The sequence below is a fragment of the Shewanella yunxiaonensis genome, assembly GCF_018223345.1.
Classification (GTDB): domain Bacteria; phylum Pseudomonadota; class Gammaproteobacteria; order Enterobacterales; family Shewanellaceae; genus Shewanella; species Shewanella yunxiaonensis.
Genome location: NZ_CP073587.1, coordinates 3550704 through 3571722, shown reverse-complemented (window position 1 = coordinate 3571722; position 21019 = coordinate 3550704). Strand labels below are relative to the sequence as shown.

At 52.1% G+C, this 21019-nt stretch carries 20 protein-coding genes; 1 reads left to right on the top strand and 19 read right to left on the bottom strand.

Annotated features, from left to right (window positions below):
- Positions 1-2: 2 nt before the first annotated feature.
- From KDN34_RS16310 to KDN34_RS16230, 17 genes are all read right to left on the bottom strand, one after another.
- The gene (locus KDN34_RS16310; RefSeq protein WP_212594746.1) at positions 3-581 is read right to left on the bottom strand and encodes a DUF3261 domain-containing protein; all 579 of its coding nucleotides are present in this window, start codon (positions 579-581) and stop codon (positions 3-5) included.
- The gene (locus tag KDN34_RS16305) at positions 569-2917 is read right to left on the bottom strand and encodes an MMPL family transporter (protein ID WP_212594745.1); all 2349 of its coding nucleotides are present in this window, start codon (positions 2915-2917) and stop codon (positions 569-571) included. Before KDN34_RS16305 ends, KDN34_RS16310 begins: the two co-directional genes overlap by 13 nt.
- Complete coding sequence (locus tag KDN34_RS16300) at positions 2917-3588, bottom strand: LolA-related protein (protein ID WP_212594744.1); 672 nt, start codon at positions 3586-3588, stop codon at positions 2917-2919. Before KDN34_RS16300 ends, KDN34_RS16305 begins: the two co-directional genes overlap by 1 nt.
- Positions 3585-4010 carry an acyl-CoA thioesterase gene (locus KDN34_RS16295; protein ID WP_212594743.1) on the bottom strand — a complete coding sequence of 142 codons (426 nt, stop codon included), beginning with the start codon at positions 4008-4010 and terminating at the stop codon, positions 3585-3587. Before KDN34_RS16295 ends, KDN34_RS16300 begins: the two co-directional genes overlap by 4 nt.
- Entirely contained in the window at positions 4010-5542 is a 1533-nt protein-coding gene (locus tag KDN34_RS16290) for an HAL/PAL/TAL family ammonia-lyase (RefSeq protein WP_212594742.1), read from the bottom strand. Before KDN34_RS16290 ends, KDN34_RS16295 begins: the two co-directional genes overlap by 1 nt.
- Positions 5539-7236 carry a glycosyltransferase family 2 protein gene (locus tag KDN34_RS16285; RefSeq protein ID WP_212594741.1) on the bottom strand — a complete coding sequence of 566 codons (1698 nt, stop codon included), beginning with the start codon at positions 7234-7236 and terminating at the stop codon, positions 5539-5541. Before KDN34_RS16285 ends, KDN34_RS16290 begins: the two co-directional genes overlap by 4 nt.
- Positions 7233-7595 (bottom strand): ApeI family dehydratase, encoded by a 363-nt coding sequence (locus KDN34_RS16280; protein WP_212594740.1) that lies wholly within the window; start codon positions 7593-7595, stop codon positions 7233-7235. The genes KDN34_RS16285 and KDN34_RS16280 overlap by 4 nt, the downstream gene beginning before the upstream one ends.
- Positions 7588-8961 (bottom strand): AMP-binding protein, encoded by a 1374-nt coding sequence (locus tag KDN34_RS16275; protein ID WP_212594739.1) that lies wholly within the window; start codon positions 8959-8961, stop codon positions 7588-7590. Before KDN34_RS16275 ends, KDN34_RS16280 begins: the two co-directional genes overlap by 8 nt.
- A gap of 9 nt (positions 8962-8970) precedes the next feature.
- Complete coding sequence (locus KDN34_RS16270) at positions 8971-9519, bottom strand: COG4648 family protein (protein WP_212594738.1); 549 nt, start codon at positions 9517-9519, stop codon at positions 8971-8973.
- Positions 9519-9767 carry an acyl carrier protein gene (locus KDN34_RS16265; protein WP_212594737.1) on the bottom strand — a complete coding sequence of 83 codons (249 nt, stop codon included), beginning with the start codon at positions 9765-9767 and terminating at the stop codon, positions 9519-9521. Before KDN34_RS16265 ends, KDN34_RS16270 begins: the two co-directional genes overlap by 1 nt.
- Positions 9768-9776: 9 nt before the next feature.
- Positions 9777-10031 carry a phosphopantetheine-binding protein gene (locus KDN34_RS16260; RefSeq protein WP_212594736.1) on the bottom strand — a complete coding sequence of 85 codons (255 nt, stop codon included), beginning with the start codon at positions 10029-10031 and terminating at the stop codon, positions 9777-9779.
- Entirely contained in the window at positions 10018-10809 is a 792-nt protein-coding gene (locus KDN34_RS16255) for a lysophospholipid acyltransferase family protein (protein WP_228730373.1), read from the bottom strand. The genes KDN34_RS16260 and KDN34_RS16255 overlap by 14 nt, the downstream gene beginning before the upstream one ends.
- The gene (locus KDN34_RS16250) at positions 10803-11528 is read right to left on the bottom strand and encodes a beta-ketoacyl synthase chain length factor (RefSeq protein WP_212596697.1); all 726 of its coding nucleotides are present in this window, start codon (positions 11526-11528) and stop codon (positions 10803-10805) included. The genes KDN34_RS16255 and KDN34_RS16250 overlap by 7 nt, the downstream gene beginning before the upstream one ends.
- A gap of 197 nt (positions 11529-11725) precedes the next feature.
- Entirely contained in the window at positions 11726-12616 is an 891-nt protein-coding gene (locus tag KDN34_RS16245; protein WP_212594734.1) for a DUF3014 domain-containing protein, read from the bottom strand.
- Between the two features lie 173 nt (positions 12617-12789).
- A complete protein-coding gene (recG, locus tag KDN34_RS16240) occupies positions 12790-14865 on the bottom strand; it encodes an ATP-dependent DNA helicase RecG (protein WP_212594733.1) in 2076 nt (691 codons plus the stop codon).
- Positions 14866-14973: 108 nt separating this feature from the next.
- Positions 14974-15903, bottom strand: coding sequence for a calcium/sodium antiporter (locus KDN34_RS16235; protein ID WP_212594732.1), 930 nt, complete (start codon positions 15901-15903; stop codon positions 14974-14976).
- Positions 15904-16044: 141 nt separating this feature from the next.
- Positions 16045-17703, bottom strand: a complete 1659-nt coding sequence (locus tag KDN34_RS16230) for an AMP-binding protein (protein ID WP_212594731.1) — start codon at positions 17701-17703, stop codon at positions 16045-16047.
- Positions 17704-17947: 244 nt separating this feature from the next.
- On the opposite strand from KDN34_RS16230, the gene KDN34_RS16225 reads away from it, so the two are divergent.
- Positions 17948-18427, top strand: coding sequence for a hypothetical protein (locus KDN34_RS16225; protein ID WP_212594730.1), 480 nt, complete (start codon positions 17948-17950; stop codon positions 18425-18427).
- A 61-nt stretch (positions 18428-18488) separates the two neighbouring features.
- On the opposite strand, the gene KDN34_RS16220 is transcribed toward KDN34_RS16225, so the two are convergent.
- Both KDN34_RS16220 and spoT read right to left on the bottom strand, forming a co-directional pair.
- Positions 18489-18872 carry a RidA family protein gene (locus KDN34_RS16220; RefSeq protein WP_212594729.1) on the bottom strand — a complete coding sequence of 128 codons (384 nt, stop codon included), beginning with the start codon at positions 18870-18872 and terminating at the stop codon, positions 18489-18491.
- A gap of 22 nt (positions 18873-18894) precedes the next feature.
- A complete protein-coding gene (gene spoT, locus KDN34_RS16215) occupies positions 18895-21015 on the bottom strand; it encodes a bifunctional GTP diphosphokinase/guanosine-3',5'-bis pyrophosphate 3'-pyrophosphohydrolase (RefSeq protein ID WP_212594728.1) in 2121 nt (706 codons plus the stop codon).
- Positions 21016-21019 lie beyond the last annotated feature (4 nt).

The following is a 21019-nucleotide window of genomic DNA, read 5'->3' as shown; positions in this document are numbered from 1 at the left end:
GTTTACATCGGCTTGATCGTTAACCGGAGGTTAGCATCCGGTAGTTCAACCGCTACCGGACTCTGCCAGCCCGGCGTCTGTTCATAGTGTATGCTTGCGAGCATTTTGCCGTTGAGGGTTAGTTCACGGCAATAGCCTTGTTGACACCGGAAATCCCGGATGTTGGCTTCAGGGATTGCTTGCTGCACCATAGCGGCTGGCCAGTATACCAACTGCTGCACTGCCATCAGGTAGTCACCGCGGAAGTTGCTCGCGAGCAATACACTGTGTTCGCTGTTCAGTGTATTGCCATCAAAGCTTAGGGTAAACAGTGATTGCCCGAGCGGTGCCAACCCCACCATGATTTCGTTCTCGGGTGCGAATTGTAGTTGCAACAGTAATTCCTGGGCCTTGCCATTGTGTTCAAAGCGTACCTGTTGGGCGATATCGGCAGGTAGGGGGGTTACGTGTTGCTGCCATGGCAAGGGCGCCAGACAATAATTGGCAGTTGCAGCCAGTGGCACACACGTTTGCTGCCAACGGTGGCTGCTTTGGCAACCACTGATGATCCCTAGCAACAGCAAGCAAACTATCGATCGCATCCGGAGGGCTCCGCAGCGTCGCTGGTATTCAGTAATGCCAGCAATAAAGTAAACAGGATGCCGAGTGTCAGTGTCTGACCGAAAGCGGCAATTGCATGGGTGCTGCTAAATCCCAGCAAGCCAAACGCCAACAGGGTGGACGCGGCAGATAATAATACCGCCAGCATCACTGCCGCCGGGTGGCGTCCGGCACTGGCAAAGAACAGGCTATAATCTACGCCGATGCCAAATACCAGCAACAGCGCCAATGTGTGAAACAAGGTGAGACCCGCGCCGAACCAGCCCAGTGTCGCCAACGTTAGCAATGCGGCCATCACTGGCACCAGGGCGGTCGCCAGACCATGGCGCCGGCCGTAACGCCAGACGAACAACACCGCCGCCATGGCTAATGAGATACCCAGCAGCCATAAGGTTAGTTGGCGGAAATGCGCCATAACGGCAGAGATATCTGCGACCTTATCAACCAGGGTTACCCCGGAAACCGTTTCGCTGATGGTTTTCACCGCACTCAGATCCTTGATCCCACCCAATAGCACAATGCTGCCGTATTGCGAGTGACTTGCATCCGGCGGCAGCCATAACTGTCCCAATCCGCTCTTTTGTGCCGCGGCGGTGGTTAACCATTGCTGGATGGTGAGCGGGTTAGCTGCTGCTGCATGGTATTGTTGCAGTAACGCCGGTGCGAGGGCTTCATCCAGTCCTAAGTATTGCAGTAGCGCAGGCAACTGTTGATAAATTAGGCCCTGTAACTGGTAGTTGCGTTGTTGCTGTTGCTCGCTGGGAACAAAGCGTGACAGTGACACGAAATTGCCCAATTGGTGCTGATGCTGCAGCGCTTCCAGTTTAGGTGTCAGTTGTTCGAGTCGTTGCAGTAATTGCTGTGCGTTATCGGCGGCGACTAACAGAAACTGATTGTCGGTGCCACCACTTAGCAATTGCCGCAACTGCTGTTCCTCCGCCGTCACACTGGCCGGACTTTGCTGCAGATTACGGATATCGTCATCGTGATGCAGGCGCAACAACCCGGTGAGCAGCAGTATTAACATCAAACTCAACAACCCGCGCCTGCGCCGAAACTGTTGGCGAATGGCAAGGTAACAGTGATGGGCCAACTGCAGTTGTCGCTGACCTTCTGGCAACGGGCTGGCCGCCAGCGCTGGGTAGGCCAGTAGTAGCGTCAGCCAGGTAAATATCAGCCCGGTAGCGCAGAATACTGCTACTTGCTGCATGCCAGGGAATGGTGTTAATCCCAATGCCAGATAGGCGATGACACTCGATGCCAGCGCCAAGGTCAGCGTTGGCGCAATCTGCCGTAGACTTTGCTGGACTGTGGTTTGCGGCGATTGCAGCCGTTCACAATAGAAATGGAAGCTGTAATCGATGGCTATGCCCACCAAACTGGTGCCGAACACCAGTGTCAGCAGATGTAGGCCATTAAAGCACCACAAGGTCACTGCCAGCGCCACCACAAAACTGCTGCCCAGCGTCAGCAGTGCCACTGTTAACGGTTTTAGTGAACGAAACCCCAGCAGCACCAGCAGCACTACACCCGCCAGCGAAATACTGCCAATTATCCCGATTTGTGCCTTGGCACTGGTAGTGGCGGCAGCGGCATGAAATAGTGCGCCAGCTTTCAGCACCGAAACTTCCGCCGGTAAGCTGGATAACGCCTGCTGCAGCGCCTGCAATTGCTGCTGTTGTGCCAGCGGACTGAACACACTGCCACGGGCCTTGGCAATGACGATGGCCGCTGTCTGCTTGCCGCTGGTGGTCAGCAAGATGCCATCTTGTTGTTGTAGTTGCTGACCATCAGCGAGCTGTTGTAACCAACTGGGAAACAGCAGTAACGGATCCTGTTGCAGTAATTCACTGTTGGCGCTGCTAAAGGGACTGTAAAGCTGTTGTTGTACCGACTGTAATAGTGGCTGTAACTGCTGCTGTTGCAACAGCTGCTGTTGACTTTTTGTCAGCAGCCGCAGGCGATACGGGAAATAAAAATGGCCAAGCGCTTGCAGACTCGCGTCATCACCACTGCGGGCCTGAGTAAACGCGGCAGACTGTTGCAATTGCGCCATCAGTTGGTGCGCAGCAGCGATTGCCTGTGCGCGTGAATCGGCCAGGACAGCTAAATAGATTTGTTCGCCAAACTGCCGTTCTACCTGTGTTAGCGCTGCTTGAGTTAACGGCGCTTCCTGCACTTTCGGCAATAACGCCAGAATGTCGGTTTCGATATGGGCCCCGCGCTGCCATTGCCATAAACCGCTGGCTGCAATGGCTACCAGCAGCATCAGCCAGATAACAAGTCCCTGTCGTGGCGTTAACCGGGGCGCAGGCATCAGTTAGCGGTCCCACTGGGTATAAACAGTAGCTGCTCGGCGCTACTGAGCGGGCCGGTATGGATCTGGCTGAAACGAATATCGCTGAGATCGCCGTGTCGCCCCAGCATCAGCAGTTGCTGCGGCTGCGCTTCCCCACTGAGAATCAGCCGTGGTAATACAGTTTTGAGCTGGCTATCTTTGGCAATTAATCCCAGTTGCCAGGATGATTGCTGTTGCAGGTAGAGCGCGAAGTGCTGTTGCAGGTATTCGATATTCCCCGCCAATAAGGCCTGCATCAGTTTTGGCAACAAGCTTGCCAGCGCGGTGGGGGCGTCACTGGTCTGCTGCACACTCAGTTGGCCTTGGCTGTCTATCTGGAGCAGTTGCTGCTGTTTTAGTATCAAGGTCGTGGCAAAGGGCTGTTGCTGCTGCCACAACATGCCTTCGTTAGGTGCAAAAATAAAGCGACCACTGCTATAGAGCGGTTGCTTTAATACCCGCAACCAACGTGTCTGCTGAAAACTGCCACGACTGCTATCGCCAAGTGCCAGTCGCTGCTGTAGTTGTTGCAGCTGCTCGCTGCTGGCTTCGGTAGCAAACAGACGGTCATAATCGCCCGGCTGTGGACGATTGTCTGCCATTACCGGATGGCACAACAGTAACAATAGTATGCCAAACAGATACCTCATTGTGCCTCCAAAAACGGTTGTAGCCGCTGACGAAATACCGCAGGAGTTTCAAAACACAACTCCTTGGTCTGCATATTGACGGCGGCCTGAATGGTGTAGCCCTTGGTCAGTCGTTCACCACTGCCAGCGTCGAAAATCTGGTATTGGATTTTCAGGCGGTTTTCCCATTCTACCAGCCCTGCGACCACGCGGATTTTCTGCTCAAAGGTGGAGGATTTCACATATTTGAGCTGCACATCGACAATTGGCCAACCATAGCCAGAACTCAGCATCTGCCGGTAACCATAATCGATTTTATCCAGCAGCTTACAGCGGGCGACTTCAAAGTAACGCAGGTAGTTGCCATGCCAGGTGATGCCCATCGAGTCGACATCGAAAAAGGGAATTTCCAGCTCCACTTCGGCAGTTACAACGGCTTTCATCAGCAGACCTCCCAAAAACCTTGCTGAATTTTCAATAGCGTATCACGCAATGTGGCTTCCAAAGGCCGATCTTCTTGCAGCAGTGGTAACTGTTGTGTCAGCTGTGCCAGGGTTTTCGCCAGTGACGGAGTCAGGCTCTCAGGAGACAGTTGCTGTTGGCGGATGCGCAGACGAATGCCTTGGCTCATCGCCAACAGCGTGGCCGCGGCGACCTGCTCGGTCAATTCCAGTACCCGCAAACAATCGCGGGCGGCAATGGTGCCCATGCTCACTTTATCCTGGTTGTGGCATTCGGTTGAGCGCGAAAACACACTGGCTGGCATCGTCAGTTTCAATGCTTCGGCGGTCCAGGCAGAACAACCAATTTGGACTGCCTTAAAACCATGATTAATGCTGCAGCGTTCAGTGTCGCAACCAGAAAGATTGGCAGGTAGACCATTGTTAAATTTAGGGTCCATCACCAGTGCCATCTGCCGGTCCAGCAGATCTGCGAGGTTCGCCACCGCATTTTTCATGGCGTCCATCGCAAATGCAATGTGGCCACCGTAAAAGTGACCACCGTGCAACACATGTTCGCCGTCACCATCCACAATCGGGTTGTCATTGGCACTGTTGAGCTCGTTTTCAATAAACTGCCGCATGAAGGGCAACGCATCCGCCAAGACCCCGATAATGTGGGGGGCACAACGGATGGAGTAACGGTCCTGCAGCCGTTCAGAATTACGCGGATGTTGCTGGTGGTTAAGATCCTCACGGATCCAAGCTGCCACCTGATTTTGGCCGGGATGTGGCTTTACGGAAAATAGCAACTCATCGAAATGGTTGCTGTTGCCTTGCAGCGTTAAGGAGGTCATGGCGGTGATGCGGGCACATAAGCGTTGCAGATATTGCGCACGCTGATATGCCAGACACGCCAGCGCAGTCATCACCGCCGTGCCATTCATCAACGCTAATCCCTCTTTCGGGCGCAACGTCAATGGCTGAAGTTGTCGCTCTCCATACACCTCGGCAGTGTCGCGGATGTTGTCCTGATAATAGACCTGCCGCTCCCCCACCAATACCGCAGCCAGATAGGACAGCGGCGTCAAATCGCCACTGGCACCCACCGAGCCCTCTTCCGGGATCAGCGGAATGATGTCCTGATTCAGCAACAGTGCAATACGTGCCAGCAATGCGTAACTGACGCCAGATTTGCCGCGGGCGAGAGAGTTAAGCCGGCAGGCCAGTATCGCCCGCGCTTGCACTTTATCGAAATGACGTCCAAGGCCACAACCGTGAAAACGGCTCAGATGCAGCGGCAGTTCTGGCACCAGCTCGGGCGCAATAGCAACGGTACAGGAATCGCCGTAGCCGGTGGTCACGCCGTAAATCACTCCATCCTGGGCTAACAGTTTGTCGATGAAGCGTGCGCCGCGTTCAATATATTCACGGTAATCGTGGCTGTCATCCAGCACTACCGGTGCGCCGTTGGCAACGGCCACTATCTGTTCCAGCGACAATATGTTATGGCCAAAGGCAATCGCCTGGGTCATGGCTGCTCCTTGCGTGTCGCGCTGTCATCTCTGCGCCAGAAATCGTAAAAATTAAACCATTGCAATGGCACCTGACGAGCCATCACCTCCAGCCGCTGGGCAAAGAGCTGGGCGGCCTGTTGTAACCGTTGCTGACGTTGTGCTCTGGGGCCGTTTAGTGGCGCGCTAAAGGGCTGTAATGACACGTGATAACGCCGCTGTTGGCGCACACAAAACATGGTGTAGACCGGACAATCCAGCATGCCAGCCAGAATAAACGGCCCTTGTGGCAATGCGGCTTCTGCCCCAAGAAATGGCACATAACACACCCGGCCCATGCTGTGGCGTGAGGTGCGATCAGCGGCAATCACTACCAGCTCCCCAGCATCAATTTTGTCCTGCAATAACATTGCCGTGGCCGGACTCAGTTCTGCGACTTGCAGCAAATGTAACTGGCTATCTGGATTTAATTGCTTGATGACCTCGTTAAAATTTTCCGCATGATTGGTCATCACCATCACATTAACTTTAATCTGGCGCTGGTGGATAGAGATGGCTCGGCATAATTCAATATTGCCAATATGCGATACCAGCAGCACCGCCCCGCGGCCACTGGCTAACTGTGTTGCCAGCGCTTGTTTATCTGGGAAGTCGACTTGATCGAGGGTAATGCGATCGCACCAGGCATCGATTCTGTCTAATGCGGCGTTACCGAAGCTGAAAAAGTGGCGCAGGCTATCGCGCCAGTCGGTCGGTTGGTGCAAATCGGGGTGTCGCGGCTCCAATTGTTGCACGCGCCGCAGAAATTGCTGCGAGGCTGCACGTGCGCTGCGTCCTGTGGCAAAAAAGTAAGTGATGACCGGATACATCACCAGTCGCGCCAGCCAGTGGCCTCCAAGACGATAACAAGCCACCAGAATTTTCAGCCCTAACAGGCTACCGCGCTCGCGGATACTGGACCAGTGGCGCGTGTCTTGCTTTTTCTTGGGGCCAAATGCTTGCGCGGTGATTTTGCGTCTAAGCATGCCGAAGAATAATCGACTGTGCATTTTACTGATGCGCCAATTATCGGCCCAACCCTGAAAATGACTAACGCCGTCTGGCGGGTAAATCACTTTGGTCGGCAAATGCAGGGTGGGGGTGCCGCGCCAGTACAGTCGTACCATAATTTCGGTATCGAAATCCATGCGCTCACCCACCGGCTCACAGCGTAACAGCGCTTCACAAGCCGCCAATGGATAGACGCGATAGCCACACATGGAATCGCGGATACTCAGACTCAGGGTTTCCAGCCACACCCAGAAATGGGTGATATAGCGGCCATAGAGCCGGGCTTTGGGTACACTATCGTCGTATTGTGGTAGCCCGCTGATCAGCGCCTGAGGATTTTGCTGTGCCAGCGCCAGCATCTGTGGAATATCGTCCAGATCATGCTGACCATCAGCATCCACCTGCAGTGCATGCGAATAGCCTTGTTCCCAGGCGGTACGCAGGCCACTGACCACCGCAGCACCTTTGCCGCGGTTATAAGGATGAGTCAACAAGGTGACCCAGTCATGATGTTGTGCGGCTAACTGCTGCAACAGATAACGGGTAGTGTCATTGCTGCCGTCATCTACCAGAAAGCAGTGTATCCCCAGCGGCTTTAATTTTTGCAGCGTCTGGGCGATGTAATTGCTGTGGTTGTAGTTGGGGATCACCAGTGCAGGTTTCATGTGACCTCCGGTGTGGCAAAGGCGATGCGCCCAGACGCAAAACGTTGCTCGCCAGCGCTGAAACTGAACTGCAATTTACGCTTTTCGACCAGGTGGCGGATGCAGAGAGAAACCTGCATGCCTGGTTGGATCAACTGCTGGAATTTCAGCACCTCCAACTGCGCTACGGCTGTTTGATAGCCAAACTGCTGGCAACCGAAACGGACCGCCCAATCCAACTGTACGACGCCCGGCAGCACCGGGTATGCGGGGAAATGGCCGGTAAAAGCAGGGTAGTCCACCGGGATTTGCAGTTGCCAGTGGGCGTCATTGCCCTCAATCTGATGCGCCACCACTGGCGGCAATAACGATTTAATCATGATCAAATAGCTGCACTATTTCCTGCTTCAGCAACTTACCCTGAGCATTCATTGGCATAGTGTCCGGGTAGCGCCAGCGGCGGGGCAAGGTGACACGCTCAAACTGACTCAGAAGGTGAGCTTTCAGGCCATTATTAATACTGAGTTTACCTTCGATGGCCAGTTGCTGTTTGCCATATGCCGATAATTCCACTACCGCCCCTAACTGCTGCCGCGGGGCTTCCAGCAATAACAGGTGGCTCTGTTGTACCCAGGGGTGACTATTCAACAGCCCTTCCATCTGGGTCAGTGATAATCGCTTTTCTTCGATTTTCACAATGCGGTCAAGCCGTCCCTCCAGCCGGAACAGTTCTTTGTCCAGCAGCGTGATTTTGTCTTCACAGCGCAAAACCTGGTTGTCTTCCAGATATGGCGATTGCAGTAGCAGGGCGTTATCTTCTGGATCAATGTTCAGCACCATGGGAGCAAATGCGCGCCAAGGGGTATCGGCACTATGCTGACGGCGATAACCAATACCGCCGGTTTCGGTGCTGCCATACACTTCGATGGGAAAACTGCCATAGCACTGCCGAATGCCTTGTGCCGCTTCCAGTGATAGGGGGCCGCCGGAGCTGAAAATCAGACTGGGGGTGTGGATTTGCCGCTCAAATCCTAGCGCTTCTGGCAACCGCGATAGCTGCGCCGGGCTGCTGATCAGGCACAACTTAGGAAACAGCGCTGTGTAGTAACTTAAGGTTTCCGGATATTCCACCAGATCCGACAAAAATGGTCGACTGGCTGCCAATGGCCACAGAATTTTAAATAACAGGCCGTAGATATGCTGGTGGCTGACGGTGGCAATCACACTGCAGTGTGGCAGATGTTTAGCGAACGTTTGCTCCAGTACGGTCACTTCAGCGTCCAATTGCCGCAGCGTTTTGCGTACCGCCTTGGGGTAGCCGCTGGAGCCGGAAGTGAACAATATCAGTTCACCAAAATCGCAATCGGGGGGGAGCTTTGGCCAAGGCGCGAGTGGCTGACTGAGTTCTTTTTTCAGCGCAATATATTGTTTGCCTTCACACAAAGGCTGATCGGCCAATACTGCATCAAATTCATGGGTGAGTTCACTGAGCGTGCCCGGCTGGGTATTGGCGGGCAGGATTAGTTGCTTGCCTGCCAGCAGCGCAGCACAGAGGCCGACAGCGAACTGGTCACTGCTATCACAGGCCAGCAGCCAGCGTTGCTCGCTACTGGTGACCAGTCGTTTATGCAGATGATGTACCTGAGTGGCAAACAGCCCGCCAGTCACAATATCGTGATGGTTGAAACTGATCAGTTGTTGTCCGGATGGACCCTGGCTCAACCAGGATTTCAGTAACTCTGTCATAACCGTCTCTTACGATCTTGTCAGCCAAAAGTGTCGGTATAGCCATTCACTGCCGGCCAGTAGGCCAATCAGCAGGTAGGCAATGAGTCCGTTGTATAAGGTCCAGGTAGCTAAACTGGTATACAGCGCAGTGTAAGTTGCCATGGAACCATTGATGACAAACAGTAAACACCACAGCCCGGTCACTTTACGTAAATATGGCCGCGCGGCGTCTGGCAATTGTGGTTCGGTGATCTTTGCCAGCCGCTCTACCATGCTGGGCCCCTTCAGCAATGAACTGCCAAACAGCCCTAACATGCACAGATTCATCACTATCGGGTAGTAAAGCAGCCAGTGCTGCTGCCTTGCGACAAAACTGCCCAGCGCCAATAACAGGCCAAATAACACCGGCAATGCCAGTAAACGTAACGGCTGCTTTTGTGTCACTAAGCGCAGCAGCAACAGCAACGCTAACAGCGGTGCCAGCAGGTTTCCGGGCAGATAATTGAGCCCCAGGTAAACTGCCAGCGGGTAGCCCAGCAACAGAATAAAGGTCACTGCCTGGGCCAGTTTACCCATCAATCATTGACCAACTGCTGAATAGCATTCACCACATCATCGACAGTCCGAACCGCTTTAAAGGCTTCGGGCTGAATTTTTTTGCCGGTGATCTGCTGCAGTTTTATCACTAAATCTACGGCGTCAATGCTGTCTAAATCCAGATCTTGATACAGCGATGCTTCCGGGGTGATATCTGCCGCGTCTATTTCGAATTCATCTTCCAGAATACGGCTCAGCATCTGCAGGATCTGTTCACGGTTTTGCATTGCCATCTCCTACGACCGCTGTGATTCAATGAACTTGGCTAATGTCGCGACACTGTAAAAATGATCGCGAGTCGCTTCAGAATTGGCTTCGATTTTGACATCAAACTGCTTTTTAATCGCCAGTCCCAGTTCCAGCGCGTCAATCGAATCCAGTCCCAAGCCCTCACCGAACAATGGTGCATCAGTCTCGATATCTGCGACGCTAACATCTTCCAGATCCAGACTATCAATAATCAATTGCTTGATTTCGTCATGTAAGCTCATAGTTTCCATCTAATTGTTGTCGGTAATAAATTTCCAGCTCATGGGTGAGCCGGCGAGCCTGTTTGGCACTGCTATCCTCAACAGCGGTTACTGTCTTAATATGTTCGCCAACCTGCACTTGAATATGCATGGTCCTGCGAGGAATTTCATACCAGGGATCCTGTTTGGTCAAGCCGGCATTACTGACTTTGAGGACTACAGGCAACAGTTCTGCATGACAGCGCAGCGCAATATTGGCCGCGCCGCGAGCAAAGTCGTTAACCACTTCACCTTTGACGGTACGGGTACCTTCCGGAAAAATAATCAGATTGGTACCTCGATTTAATACTTCACGACAATCGGCCAGCAGCAACTCTGCGCCACGATTGGGAATATAGCCCGCCGCAGAGACCACTCCACGCATAAATGGGTTGCGCCAGAGCCCCTGTTTAACAATACAGCCAGCATTGGGCATCAGGCTGATCAGCACCACTACGTCAATTAAGGTTGGGTGGTTAGCAATCACGACCATCCCCTTAGCTTGTTGTAATTGTTGACAATAGTGACTATCAAGACGAATGACGCGTGCCCAGGTTAACATTCTGACAAAGACGCGGAACATCAGATGAACTGCCTTCTGAACGCGTTGAATACGCGCATTGGCATCTCCAGGCCAATATTTGAGCAGCGGGAGTAGCGTAAACGAGCTGATTAGCCCGCCAACACCAAAGGCAATATAGCAACTCATACCGGCCAACCAGCGTGGCAGATAACCCAGCCCCTTGGAAGTGTCTAGCATGCTCCCTCCCGAGGTCGTAATTGCCAGTACATACCTGCAAGTTGTCCCGCTGTTGCTCTGCATGTCGCAAGACTTTGCAGCAGTTGGCCATAACACAAAGATGATGTGTCTTGATGGTGAGTGTCCAGTGTCAGGGAGGCGATCCCAGCACAAGTCTCGGGAGCCAGCACCAATGCTAACGCTAATGGATACTCAGGTTCATTGACAAAGTCTTGATAGACTTGCGGCACCGGGTCGTCGCCAAAGACTAGCAATACCGGCTTCGAGTCTTCTACAAGTAAGGTCCAGGTTTCGACCAGTGCCTGGCTTAAGGTATTGCGGCCTGCCGCAATAGACGTAGATGGAGCCTGATCTTGCGTGAGAATACCAAAGACACCACTGGCGGTGTTATGCACGGACTGGCTGAACCCCATGGGTGACAAGGGTTGTTGTTGCAGCATTTCTTCCAGCAGCGTTATGGTGCGATGGAGTTCTCCGTGGCGTGAGGCAAACACTGAGCGGCAATCGGGCTGCGGTTGCGCCATAAAGGCAGCCTCTAGCATCATTTTCGTCAGCCTGCTGAGCCGGCGCTTTTGCATGGAGGGCACTTGCTGCAATGGTGGCACAGCAGTATGCACCGGCGTAGCACCATTGGCCTGTTGCCACTGCTGCCAGTCCTGACGTTGTTGATAGTCGGGAGACCAGGCTCCCCAACTGAGAATGCTGAACGTTAGTTGCACTGTGCTGTCTCTGAACTGCCTGCCAAAATCCCCAGGAATGTTGAACAGCTCCTTTGGTTCCGGCAAGAACTCATCCTGTGTTGAATTCAGTATAAGCGGGTATTTTACATTGATTGACAGAGACTGTAGAAGCCATTTGTTAACAGAAGCTTCTGCAGTTAACAAAAAAGCCCATGCAGTAACATGGGCTTTTCGCATTATTGAGGCAACAGTGTTTGGAGTTGTCGCAGAACTTTCTTGATTTTACGCGTGTTATCCGGGCCCATACGGATCAACAATTTTTGGGCATTGGGCAATGCTTCGAGCTTAGGGTCAACGAACTTGTAGTTGACGCTGATGGAATACAGTTCGATGGGCTCGTCCACTATTGGTGTGCCCAATAGCACTTTCATCGCCTGATGTAACCGCTGATTGAAGGTCATATTGGGGTAACCTAATTCGGCAAATGCCTGTTCCAATAACGGTGACATCTGCTTATAGGTGGCCAGTAACTGGTTATCATCAAGACCGCTGAGAAAATCCGCGTAGACGTCGTATCTATGGTAGCTGTCAGGATCAAGGTAGGTCTTGTTAGTGATGTCTGATACGGTAAATTTTTGGGTGGGCGCTTTCATTGGACTGGTTTTACGTGCCAATTCACCCTGCGCCAGATTATCTACAAAGACCACGAACTGGCGCACCATGTCACTGTCATTCAGTAATGGATTGATATTCATGCCATCGGCCATTTGTACCACTTTATCGTGCACAAACTTATCGCTATCAGCAAGTGCTGGCAGTTGCTCGGCAGCTGGTTTGGCTGCCTCTTCTTGTGCTTGCGGCGCTGCCGCAGTAGGTTGTGGCTGAGCTTCCGGTTCAGGTACTGGCGCTTCCGTTTGTAGTGGCTGTTCTGGTGCGGTATCTGGCAGACTGACCGCAGCTTGCTCTTCACTCTGCTGCGGCGTTTCTGTGGCACTTTCATCTTTGGTCAGGTAATACCAGCCGCCCCCAGCGAGGACGATGACCAGCAGCGCTAACACCCAGATTACACCGTTGCCACCGGATGCCTGCTTCCCAGGAGCAATTCTATCTTCTTCATTGACTTGCATAGGATTTCCTTTCTTCACAAACAGTGAGGAGCGCCCCCTCATTCTGCCAATATTGTGGTGATTGTCCACCAAACTGCCCCTGGTTGGCAGGGATTATTATGTTTCATAATTCGTTGCCGAACATTGTGCGGCAAATTGTTTTAATGTTGGCTGAACAAATGTTTATTTTTTGATCACGCCTGAACATATTGTTGTCGATCTCCTAACCAGCGCTGAATAATGCCATCAACGTTTTCTGGTGCTTGTTGCATTAAGTGCTGCGCCAGCTTTTGAACGTGTGGAATTAATGCCTGGTCACGTACCAAGTCGGCCACTTTCATCTCTGCCAGTCCAGTCTGGCGGGTGCCCAATACTTCTCCTGGACCACGTATTTCCAAATCCTGCTGCGCAATGACAAAACCGTCGTTACTTTGCCTGAGCACTCCCAGACGCTTGGTTGCTGTCTGCGACAGTGGTGGCTGGTACATCAATACACAGTGACTGGCAACCGCGCCGCGTCCTACCCGGCCGCGCAGCTGATGTAGCTGCGCCAGTCCCAAGCGCTCAGGGTTTTCGATAATCATCAGGCTGGCGTTGGGCACATCAACGCCTACTTCTATGACAGTGGTTGCCACCAACAGATTCAATTCACCCTGTTTAAAACGGTCCATCACCTGTTGCTTTTCGCTACTTTTCATTCGACCGTGGACCAGACCGATATGTAGATTGGGCAACGCTGCTTTTAATTCTTCCCAGGTATCTTCTGCGGCCTGGCACTGTAGCACTTCTGATTCTTCAATTAAGGTACAGACCCAATACGCCTGACGGCCATCGTCCAACGTGGCGCGCCGCACTCGCTCGATCACTTCCTGTCGGCGGTGGTTGCTGATCGCCACTGTTGTCACCGGCGTTCTGCCTGGTGGCAGTTCATCAATAATCGAGGTATCTAAATCCGCATAAGCAGTCATCGCCAGCGTTCTTGGGATCGGGGTGGCGGTCATGATCAGCTGATGTGGGTAATAACCCTGCATTGCCCCTTTTTCGCGCAGCCCAAGGCGCTGGTGTACGCCAAACCGATGTTGTTCATCGATAATGATCAACGCCAGCTTGTGAAACTGTACCTGTTCCTGAAAGATGGCATGTGTGCCGATGACCATCTGTGCGCTGCCGTCGGCAATCTCCTGCAACGATTGCTCGCGGAGCTTGCCTTTAAGTTTTCCGGCCAGCCAGCCGACTTTTAGTCCCAATGGCGTAAACCAATTGCTGAAATTAAGGGCGTGCTGCTCTGCCAACAACTCGGTTGGTGCCATCATTGCCACCTGATAGCCGTTTTCAATCGCCTGTAATGCTGCCATTGCCGCAACCAGCGTTTTACCTGAGCCCACATCGCCTTGCACCAGACGCATCATTGGCTGCGGTTTTTCGATATCACGGTTGATATCGGCTACAACGCGTTGCTGCGCGCTGGTGGGGTGAAATGGCAAACGCTTTAAAAATGGCCTAAGTAACTGTCCGGTCGCTGGCAACGACACTGCTTTATCCTGATTACTGCGCTGCCTTAGTTTCAACATGCTCAGGTTATGCGCCAGCAACTCTTCTTGTACCAGCCGTTGCTGCGCGGGATGTTGTCCTTGCATGAGGCGATAGATATCCACGTCGGCGGGCGGCCGGTGTAGCAGCCGTACCGCTGCTGCCAGACTCAGTTGATTGGGGCGCAGGGTTTCGGGGATCAGTTCCTGCAGTCCGCCCTCTTGTAACAACGCCAATGCCTGGCTGCTGAGCTTGATCCAGCTGGCTTGCTTCAGTCCTTCAGTGGTGGGGTAAATGGGGGTCAGACTTTCATTGAGGGCTGGTGGTTCTCCGGTCGCAAAGATTTTGTACTCGGGATGAATGATTTCTGCATGGTGACTGCCATGGCGTATCTCACCGTAAGCACGGATCATCAGCCCTTGTTGCATGGCGTTGCGTTGGGCCGCAGAAAAGTTGAAAAAGCGCAACGTCATAGTGCCGCTGGCATCGCGAACATTGCAGGTCAGCATGCGCTTACGGCCATTGATAATCTGGCTGGATTGGATTTCTGCTTCTATGGTGCCATAGTCGCCGGGATGTAGCTCTGCGATGGCATAGATACGGGTACGGTCTTCATAGCGCAGCGGCAGGTGGAACAGCAGATCCTGTACTGTGTGAATTCCCAGCTTTTCCAGCTTGCCGGCCATTTTGGCCGCAATGCCTTTGAGCTCGGTGATGGGAATAAGATCCAGTCTCTGCAAAACGTTAGCACCGGATTACTGTGAATTTATACATATATTATCAAAGATTACCCCTTTGACAATGTACTTATTTTCGCCAGCCACGACAAATACTAGTTGTTGTTGCCATTAGGCTGATGCGTGGCTCACCAGCCATGCCATATAACCCAGATATGCGAGCAAGAGCAGCATGCCATCACGGCGGCCGATGCGGTAACCGCGGTGCGCCAATGGCAGCAATACCACTGCCAGCGCCAGCATTACGCCAAAGTCCAGAATACTGAAGCCGGCCGCGCTAATCGGATGTACCAATGCGGTGATCCCCAGGATCCCCAGCAGGTTGAATAGGTTAGACCCGACCACATTACCAATGGCAATGTCACTTTGTCCTTTCATGGCTGCAACCATCGAGGTAACCAGTTCCGGCATACTGGTACCGATAGCGATGATTGTCAGACCGATCACGGCTTCGCTAATATCAAACGCACGGGCCAGATCTACCGCGCCGTTAACAAACAATACGCCACCGCCGACCAGGCATGCGATGCCAATAACAATAAGTAATATGGATAACAGCGGATTACGAGGTCCGGCTTCAAATTCTTCAGTGTCATCTGCGCCCGCGCTGTAATAGCTGTGCACCAGATAGGCCAGCAGCAAGAGTGACAATATTAAGCCATCGACTAGCCCGAGCAATCCATCAAGTAGCAGTAACCACACCAGTAGCGAGGCCCCAATCATCAGGGGAATGTCGCGGCGAACCATCTGAGATTGTACACCTACAGGCCGAATAAGTGCGGTTAGTCCTAGGATCAGACCGATGTTGGCAATGTTGGAGCCGATCACATTTCCCAAGGCAATGCCGGGACTGCCGGCCATTGCGGATTTAACACTGACCGCCAATTCAGGGGCACTGGTGCCGAAGGCGACGATGGTCAGGCCAATCACTAGCGGAGTAACGCCCAAGCGTAAGGCAATGGCACTGGCACCACGAACCAATGCCTCTGCTCCGAAAGTAAGGATCAGAAAACCACCGAGAATTGACAAAAAAATCAGCATGTTTATTACAGCTCACGAGTTGATTTGGCGAATGGCGCTGGAGTGTCAGCATAAGGAGTTTGCTTGGCAAAGCAAGGAATATTCGACAGAATATGTCAAAAAGACCCCGGCAAATGCCGGGATCGTGCGGATTGTCATGCTTTAAATTTCATCTTCCCAAACCACTACCGCACCGCGTACTTTCTCTGCCTTTGCGGTATAGCGCTGTTCCAGTACATGCCGTTTGATTTTTAGTGTCGGTGTTAACACGTCGTTTTCAATCGTCCAGGGTTCAGTAACCACAATCAATGCATCGACTGTTTCGTGGGATTCCAGATTCGGATTGATTGCATCAAGTGTGGTTTTAAGGGAGCTACGCACCTCTTCCCGTGGCTGCAGCATGGCTCCTTCAGACAGTTGTATCAAGGCGACCGGGTGCGGGAGTCCTGAGCCGATGACACACAGCAATTCTACGTGCGGGTCTTGTGCCAGCTTGCGCTCAATCGGCACTGGAGCGACGTATTTGCCTTTGGCGGTTTTGAAATTATCTTTCACCCTGCCGGTGATACTGACGCAGCCATCTTTATCGATTTCGCAGAGATCGCCGGTGCGGAAATAGCCCTCTTCGTCAAAGGCAGCAGCTGTTGCTTCTGGTGCTTTATAGTATTCCCGCATCAGCCCCGGACTTTTCACTAATAACTCACCGTCGGCGGAGCGTTTGATTTGACAGCCAACAATTGGCTTCCCAACGGTCCCGATTTTGCTGGCATCAAATGGATGATTAATAATGGAATACGCACAGTTTTCGGTCATGCCCCAGGCTTCGCAGATGTCCAGCCCGATACTGTGATACCAGTGCACTAATGAAGGTGGGATCGGGGCGGAACCTGAGCCCAACAGTCGTGACTTACCAAGGCCCAGACCTTGGTGGATCTTGCGCTTCACCAGCCAGTTCAATAGCGGAATTTTCAGCAGCAGATTGAGTTTTCTGAAACTGCCGACTTTATCGATAATGTTTTTCTGGAACAGGGTCCACAGCCGCGGCACTGAGAAAAATACTGTGGGTTGCATGCGTTGTACGTCGGCGACAAAGGTTTCTAGGCTTTCCACAAAAGCGACCGGACAGCCGGCATAAAACGATGATCCCTCAATCGCGACCCGCTCCGTAATATGGGCCAGTGGCAAGTAGGAAAGCAGGCGATCTTCCTGTGAGGCTTTTAAGTCTCGCACGACGGCATTGCAGGTCCAACTGTAACTGGCAAATGTCTGTACGGCGCCCTTAGGCTTACCGGTAGAGCCGGAAGTATAGATAAGTGTCATTATTTGCTCGGCTGCCGGTAGCGGTGCATCCACCAATGGCTGCCCCATATTCAATAACTGCAGCCATTGGTATTGTGCGGGCATCGTTTCATACGGTAATGCCAAGCGTAATAGCTCTCCGCCGACGCCGGCTTCCTGATCTGCCCAGTGATCCAATTTGCCGACAAATATGGCTTTGCAACCACTGTGCTCCAAAACATAACGGATAGTATCGGCATTGGCTGTGGGGTAGATAGGTACACTAATGTAGCCACCATGCATCAGCGCTAAGTCAGTGATAAACCACTCGGCACAGTTTTTTGATAGCAGTGCTATTTTCTCTCCTGGCTCATAACCCAGATGGCGTAACGCCCCTGCTAGACGTTGTGCTGTTTGTTGTACCTGGCGCCAACTGTAATCACGGAATTGCCCTTTGATGGGTTGACGCAGATATACGGCATCGCCCTGAACCTCTGCCCATTGATTGAGCATTTCCACTGGACTTTTATAAGAAGCTGACATGGGTTTTCCCCTTAAGTTAACCATTCGCTACTTGCCCCAAAACCAGCAGCATTATGTCGAAACTCTCTGTTTTCTAAAAATATAAAACACTTGTTTGATTATGGCGGGCAATTAACCGAGGTGCAAATCCGATGAGATCTCTGCCTGATTTCCTAAGTTGCTTTTATGTGGTCGCCCTCGGGGTTTTGGTTGTCGAATTCCGCTAATTTAGCGCACGAATATCACAACAATTATGAGCACATCAATGGAACTGAAATTTATAAAATTAACGGCTTGTGTGGGGATGGCAATGTTATTGGGGGCGTGTTCAGCAACCACATCACTGACAGCGATGCAGCCCGACACGACAATTTATATCAAGGATGCCAAAGGGCAGGATGCACCACGCACAGAGACGTTGCCAACCACCAGTTTTGGGCATTATGCGTTTAAGGCGATTCAACCGGGACAGCAGCCTTTTTATGGCGTGTTACCCCTAAAATTTAACGGCGGATATTTGGCAACCGATATCATCTTGTTCGCCCCGGCAGCGTTCTTTAATTTGCGAGAAGTGTTCCCTTATTATCAGTTTGATGTCGCAAAACAATGCCTGCGGTATCGCAAATCCGAACAGGATAATTGGGTGGAATATGTACCTACCGCCGCTGAGAAACAACGCGCCGAAACCTGGTTTAAGCAATCAGGTATTACGCCAGTAACCGTAACCGCGAAAGACAATCAGTAAGCGGATGATTGAAATTAAAAAAGGCGCTGTATAGCGCCTTTTTTAAGTCGAATGATATGCGTTAAAGCTCGACCACGCCGTCCATTTCTACCTGAGCGCCTTTCGGCAGTTGTTTAACGCCGATGGCTGCGCGGGCAGGGTACGGTTGCTGGAAGTAACGTCCCATCACTTCATTGACCTTGGCGAAGTGACCTAAATCAACCATGTAGATATTGAGTTTGACAATATCGGCCAACTCACCACCCGCCGCCTGGCATACGGCTTTGAGGTTTTCAAATACTTGAACTACCTGCGCTTCAAATTCGTCACCGGCAAGTTCCATGGTGGCAGGAACTAAGGGGATCTGTCCGGAAAGATAAACGGTAGAACCTACTTTCACTGCTTGGGAATAGGTGCCGATAGCTGCTGGTGCCTTATCGGTGGCAATAATCTCTTTCTCAGCCATAACGCTTGGTGACTCCTTGTGGTTAACGGTTTCGGGAAATACGCAGCACTTCTGGCAATACCCGGATGCGGCGCATCACGTTGGCCAGATGCACACGATCGCGCACGGAAATACGCAGATGGATCAGATAAACCCGGCCATCGCGCTCTTCGGTGCTGATATTGCTGATATTGGAACCTTCTGCGGCAATAATGTTCGTGATTTTTGCCAATGCACCTTGATGGTTAACGATTTCAATGCGCACATTGGCCTGGAATTCAGTACCGTCAACCGCGTCCCATTGTACGGGAATATATTTGTCCGGTTCGCTCTGGTAGCCACGAATATTGGCGCAGTTTTCCATGTGAACCACCAGCCCCTTACCAGGGCTGACATAGGCGATGACCGCATCGCCAGGGATCGGACGACAGCAGTTGGCAAATGACACTAGCATGCCTTCAGAACCGCGAATTGGCATCAGGTTACTGTCGTCATCTGCTTTACGAGAATCGACAGAATCCCCCTTGAGTCGTTGTGCTATCACCAGGCTCATGGCGTTGCCGAGGCCAATTTCTGTCAACAACTCATCAAAATCTTTATGTTTGGTATCGGTAACGACTTTATTGATCTGTTCCTGGCTGAACTGCTCCAGTTTACTGTCACCCAGCGCATGGTTCAGCAGCCGTTTACCGAGCGCAATGGCTTCGTCTTTTTTAAGATTCTTCAACACCTGACGGATTTTGGAGCGTGCTTTGCCGGTCACGACAAAGTTCAGCCATGCAGCGTTAGGTTTGGCACCTTTGGCGGTGATGATTTCGACGGTCTGCCCGGATAACAGCGGTTGGCTTAGCGGGTAGGACATGCGGTTCACTTTGGCGCCAACGCAGGTGTTACCGACATCGGTGTGGACTTCATAGGCGAAGTCAACCGGCGTTGCCCCCACTGGCAGCTCCAGAATTCGCCCTTCGGGTGTGAAAACGTAGATTTCGTCTGGAAACAGTTCAGTTTTAACGTTCTCGACAAATTCAAAGGATGACGAAGCACTTTGCTGAAGTTCTAACAGGCTCTGCATCCATTTGCGTGCTCGCAGCTGGGTAGTGGTGCCACTGGTTCCCGGTGCTGCTGCACTTTGGCCACTCTTGTACATCCAGTGCGCGGCTACCCCTTTATCTGCCATCTGATCCATATCTTCAGTACGGATCTGGATCTCCACTGGCACGCCGTGTGGACCAATGAGCGACGTATGCAGTGACTGGTAGCCGTTAGCCTTAGGAATCGCAATATAGTCTTTGAAACGTAGCGGCCGTGGTTTGTATAAGCCATGCATGACCCCCAGCACCCGATAACAGGTATCGACACTGTCAACGATGATGCGGAAGGCATAGATATCCATTACTTCCTGGAATTGCAGCTCTTTGCTGCGCATCTTGTTATAAATGGAGTAAAGGTTTTTTTCGCGGCCTTTCACTTTGCCGTGAATGCCAGTGTCTTCCAGTCGCGTGTGGATAGCGTTTTCTATCCCTTGGATCAGCTCTTTACGGTTTCCACGAGCTGCGCGTACAACTTCCTTTAACACCCGGTAACGCATTGGGTAATAAGCCTGAAACCCCAGATCTTCCAATTCGGTCTTGATATTGTGAATACCGAGACGGTTGGCAATCGGTGCGTAAATTTCCAGGGTTTCACGAGCAATGCGTCGGCGTTTGTCTGGTCGTAAAGCACCAAGCGTGCGCATGTTGTGCGTGCGGTCGGCCAGTTTGATCAGGATGACCCGGATATCTTGGGTCATGGCCATCATCATTTTGCGGAAGTTTTCAGCCTGAGCTTCTTTTTTATCGCGGAATTTGATTTTGTCGAGTTTGGACACCCCTTCCACCAATTCGGCAACAGACTCGCCAAACATGTTGGTGAGATCTTGGTGGGTAACGTGGGTGTCTTCAATCGTGTCGTGCAGCAGGGCTGCCATCAGCGTCTCATGATCGAGACGCATATCGGCAAGAATATGTGCAACCGCTACCGGATGCGTGATGTAGGGTTCACCACTGGTGCGCATTTGCCCTTCATGGGCATCGCGCGCCACCTGATAAGCCTGTTTGAGTAATTCTACCTGCTCCGGCTCCAGATAAGCGGCCGCGGCTTCCCTGAGACCTTCAAACAGATACAAGTGG

Excerpts from the sequence above, each read along its gene's own strand:
- KDN34_RS16230 (WP_212594731.1), bottom strand. The coding sequence starts at position 17,703 with ATGTCAGCTTCTTATAAAAGTCCAGTGGAAATGCTCAATCAATGGGCA.
- KDN34_RS16305 (WP_212594745.1), bottom strand. The coding sequence starts at position 2,917 with ATGCCTGCGCCCCGGTTAACGCCACGACAGGGACTTGTTATCTGGCTG.
- KDN34_RS16270 (WP_212594738.1), bottom strand. The coding sequence starts at position 9,519 with ATGGGTAAACTGGCCCAGGCAGTGACCTTTATTCTGTTGCTGGGCTAC.
- KDN34_RS16295 (WP_212594743.1), bottom strand. The coding sequence starts at position 4,010 with ATGAAAGCCGTTGTAACTGCCGAAGTGGAGCTGGAAATTCCCTTTTTC.
- KDN34_RS16260 (WP_212594736.1), bottom strand. The coding sequence starts at position 10,031 with ATGAGCTTACATGACGAAATCAAGCAATTGATTATTGATAGTCTGGAT.
- KDN34_RS16265 (WP_212594737.1), bottom strand. The coding sequence starts at position 9,767 with ATGCAAAACCGTGAACAGATCCTGCAGATGCTGAGCCGTATTCTGGAA.
- KDN34_RS16255 (WP_228730373.1), bottom strand. The coding sequence starts at position 10,809 with ATGCTAGACACTTCCAAGGGGCTGGGTTATCTGCCACGCTGGTTGGCC.
- KDN34_RS16220 (WP_212594729.1), bottom strand. The coding sequence starts at position 18,872 with ATGGCTGAGAAAGAGATTATTGCCACCGATAAGGCACCAGCAGCTATC.
- KDN34_RS16300 (WP_212594744.1), bottom strand. The coding sequence starts at position 3,588 with ATGAGGTATCTGTTTGGCATACTATTGTTACTGTTGTGCCATCCGGTA.
- KDN34_RS16290 (WP_212594742.1), bottom strand. The coding sequence starts at position 5,542 with ATGACCCAGGCGATTGCCTTTGGCCATAACATATTGTCGCTGGAACAG.
- KDN34_RS16225 (WP_212594730.1), top strand. The coding sequence starts at position 17,948 with ATGGAACTGAAATTTATAAAATTAACGGCTTGTGTGGGGATGGCAATG.
- KDN34_RS16310 (WP_212594746.1), bottom strand. The coding sequence starts at position 581 with ATGCGATCGATAGTTTGCTTGCTGTTGCTAGGGATCATCAGTGGTTGC.
- KDN34_RS16245 (WP_212594734.1), bottom strand. The coding sequence starts at position 12,616 with ATGCAAGTCAATGAAGAAGATAGAATTGCTCCTGGGAAGCAGGCATCC.
- KDN34_RS16285 (WP_212594741.1), bottom strand. The coding sequence starts at position 7,236 with ATGAAACCTGCACTGGTGATCCCCAACTACAACCACAGCAATTACATC.
- KDN34_RS16280 (WP_212594740.1), bottom strand. The coding sequence starts at position 7,595 with ATGATTAAATCGTTATTGCCGCCAGTGGTGGCGCATCAGATTGAGGGC.
- KDN34_RS16235 (WP_212594732.1), bottom strand. The coding sequence starts at position 15,903 with ATGCTGATTTTTTTGTCAATTCTCGGTGGTTTTCTGATCCTTACTTTC.
- KDN34_RS16275 (WP_212594739.1), bottom strand. The coding sequence starts at position 8,961 with ATGACAGAGTTACTGAAATCCTGGTTGAGCCAGGGTCCATCCGGACAA.